General features: G+C 69.2%; 3 protein-coding genes and 1 pseudogene. 1 reads left to right on the forward strand and 3 read right to left on the reverse strand.

Going from position 1 to position 3361, the window contains the following annotated elements; translation table 11 throughout:
• Window positions 1–579, reverse strand: a 579-nt coding sequence (locus tag RTM68_RS17785) for a YcnI family protein (RefSeq protein ID WP_312173526.1), incomplete at its 3' end; no start/stop codon positions are given.
• An 87-nt stretch (window positions 580–666) separates the two neighbouring features.
• On the reverse strand, window positions 667–1239 hold the full coding sequence (locus RTM68_RS17790) for a hypothetical protein (protein WP_312173529.1): 573 nt from the start codon (window positions 1237–1239) through the stop codon (window positions 667–669).
• Window positions 1240–1321: 82 nt separating this feature from the next.
• On the opposite strand from RTM68_RS17790, the gene RTM68_RS17795 reads away from it, so the two are divergent.
• Window positions 1322–2638, forward strand: coding sequence for a site-2 protease family protein (locus RTM68_RS17795; protein WP_312173532.1), 1317 nt, complete (start codon window positions 1322–1324; stop codon window positions 2636–2638).
• Window positions 2639–2693: 55 nt separating this feature from the next.
• On the opposite strand, the pseudogene RTM68_RS17800 reads toward RTM68_RS17795, so the two are convergent.
• Window positions 2694–3361: pseudogene (locus tag RTM68_RS17800) on the reverse strand (aminodeoxychorismate/anthranilate synthase component II); the annotation flags it as partial.

Consider the following 3361-nt stretch of genomic DNA (forward strand, 5'->3'; position numbering starts at 1 on the left):
ATCCGGTGCCGCAGCTTCCGCGTCCGGTGTCGCGTCGGCACCGTCGCTCCCGGCTCCGGCGTGGCCCGCGTGCTCCTCGCTCGCGGCGCCCACGGTCACCACGGGGGCCGGCGAGTCGAGATCGTGCGGGTCCTGTCCTTCTTCTGCCAGCTGGGTCCATTCCGTGCTGCCCTCGACGCAGGTCTGCACCACAGGGAAGGCGAGCGACTCGGGAGTGCTCTCGTCGAGACCCACCGCCATGCTCACGGCCCCGCGGAGGTCGGTGGGCACGGGGGTGGCAGCCGTGTAGGTCACGGCACTGACGAGCCCGTCATCGCCGCGCTCGACGGCGATCGTCCAGTCGCTGTCCATCGTGGGGGCCACTGAGGCGAGTCCCTCGGGCATCGTGATCGTCAGCCCGGTGGTCGGGGAGCCGTCGCAGCCGTGAGCGAACGAGAAGGTGAGCACGCCGTGATCTCCGGCTGAAAGCGCGTCGGGGGTGACGCTCACGTGAGCGCTGGCCATCGCGGGGATCGCGAGCGCGAGGATCGCACCTCCGACGAGGCCGGCGGTCAGGGTGCGGCGGGGGGTGTAAAGCATGGTTGTACTCCTGAGTGCTGATGTGCGGGCGCGCAGAGAGGCGCGGCATCCGCGGAAAAGGGGGCGCCTCGACGAGGCGATGCGGGATCAGGCGAATGCAGGAGGTCCACGGCGCGACAGCGACGAGCAGAGAGCAGTGTCGACCGGCAACGGCGCCGAGACGAAAGGAAGCGCGGGGCCCTCGTATGCCGGGCGGAAGAGGGCGATCGCGCGGCGGAGACGCGCCTCCACCCATCCGGCGACGGCTCTGACCATCGACTCGCCGTGCCAGAGCGCCGCCGTCGTGAGGGCGGCTGCGAGCAGATGACCGAGCAGCATCGCCGCATCCGGCGCCGCGACGGAGGGTCCAGCACCGAGAGCGCTGAGATCGAGATGATGCCGGTGACCGGTCGGCACGGCAGCACCCGTCGGGGCGCCCAAGACCTGGAACACGACGTGGAAGAGCGTCTGGCTCACCAGAACGGTCGCTGCGACTCGCGCCCGCGACGCGCGCACTCCGATGAGAACCGCCGCGAGGGGCACGAGGAACGATGCCATCGCGGCGATCAGGAGAGGATGCGGAGCGGGGCCGCCCGCGATCGTGTGCGACACGGCTGCGAGGGTCGTGGCCACCGCCGACGCCGAGGCCGCGCGCAGGAGTCGCAGCTGGCGGGAAGTCACGGATTCAAGCCTACTGGCGTGCACAGGTGTTCCCTGCTCGCCATGGGGCGCATTCCTAGGTGGCGAGCACTAGCGTGGGGGAGTGGAAATCCTGCTCTACCTGGCCGGCATCCTCTTCATGCTGATCGGCCTCGGTATCTCGATCGGCCTGCACGAGGTCGGTCATCTCCTGCCCGCGAAGCTCTTCGGCGTGCGCGTCGGCCAGTACATGATCGGGTTCGGTCCCCGGCTGTGGTCGAAGCGCATCGGCGAGACAGAGTACGGATTCAAACTGCTGCCTCTCGGCGGTTTCATCTCGATGTCGGGCATGTATCCCGCGTCGAAGACGGCGAGGCCCGCGAGCGGCATCTTCCGCTCGCTCGTCCAGGATGCACGGACAGCCAACGACGAGACCATTGCGGACGGCGCAGAGGATCGCGTCTTCTACCGGCTGCCGGTGTGGAAGCGCGTGATCGTGATGCTCGGCGGTCCGCTCATGAATCTGATCCTCGCGGTGGTCATCTTCACGGTGCTGGTCTCCGGCATCGGAGTCCAGCAGGGCACCACGACGATCGCGACCGTGAACGAATGCGTCCTTCCGGCGGGCTCCACGGCCACGGAATGCGCCGCCGACGACCCGCTCACTCCGGCTGCCGAAGCCGGTATCGAGCCCGGCGACGTCCTGGTGTCGATCGACGGTCGGCCGGTCTCGACGTTCGCGGAGGCGACGGCGATCGTCCAGGCCGCTCCGGGCGAGGACCTCGATCTCGTGGTGCGGCGCGACGGCGTGGATACGGACCTGACGATCACCCCTGTCGAAGCCGAGCGCACGCTGACGGATGCGAGCGGTCAGCCTCTCCTCGACGATGAGGGCGAACCGGTCGTGAAAGAGGTCGGATACGTCGGCATGGGAGCGCAGATGGGCTTCGTCCCGCAGCCGCTCTCGGCAGGGCCGCAGATGGCCGGCGACACCGTCGCCCGCGTCGGGTCGATGATCCTCACGCTTCCGGTGCGCATCTGGGATGTGGGCGTATCGCTCGTCACCGGAGGCGAAAGAGACCCGAACGGCCCGCTGAGCGTCGTGGGCGTCGGGCGGATCGCCGGCGAGGTCGCTGCCACCGATGCTCCGGTGCTCAACCGTTTCTCCGTGCTCCTCGGTCTCCTCGGCTCGTTGAACGTCGCGCTGTTCGTGTTCAACCTGATTCCACTGCTGCCGCTCGACGGCGGTCACATCGTGGTCGCGCTGTGGGACGGCATCCGCAGAGCCTGGGCGAAGCTGTTCCGGTGTCCGCCGCCCGCTCCGGTCGATGCCACGAAGCTCGTGCCGCTCACCGTCGTCGTCGCGATATTGCTGATCGCGATGGGGGCCCTGCTGCTGCTCGCCGATCTCTTCAATCCCGTGGACATCTTCGGGGGCTGACCGAACGCGCGCATCGATCGGGGGCGCCGCACTCGGCGACGCGCCCCGTCCGCGCTCAGGACAGTGCGTGGGAGACGAGACGCTCGAGCGTGCGGATGCCGTCGCGCGACAGGATCGACTCGAGATGGCCCTGGATCGAGGCGAAGTGCTCGCCGCGCAGCGCGTAGACATCGCCGGTCTCGGGATCAGCCGACACCTCTGCGGACCCGATCGACACGGTGCCCGGGGCGACGCGCGCGGTGAAGGTGTTGTAGAAGCCGATCGACGCATCCTCTCCGAAGACGGGAACGGCCTTCTGCAGGCCCTGGTGCGGCGCGTCCAGGGGAGCGAGGGCGATTCCCCATCGGTCGCTCAGGATCTGATGGCTCAGGCACACCGCGAGCAGCGGGGCCTCCGAGTCGACTCGCCGCGCCACCACCTGCCGCATCCGCTCGATGCGGGGGCTGTCCGCGTCTCTCGGATCTCCGGGGCCGGGTCCTGCCACGACCAGGTCGGCGGCGTCGAGCTCGTCGTCGGTCAGCTCGCTCCACGCTCGGATCGTGACATCGAGACCCAGGTGGCGCAGCTGGTGGGCGAGCATCGTCGTGAAGCGATCCTCGGCATCGACCACGACGGCCGAGCGTCCGGCGAAGGGGCCGGTGAAGTCCTCGCCCTGCGGGTTCAGCCAGAACTCGGCGAGCCGCGAGTTGCGCGAGGCGAGCAGCGCCTCGACGGTGGGGTCGT

Source organism: Microbacterium sp., assembly GCF_031988965.1.
Taxonomy (GTDB): domain Bacteria; phylum Actinomycetota; class Actinomycetes; order Actinomycetales; family Microbacteriaceae; genus Microbacterium.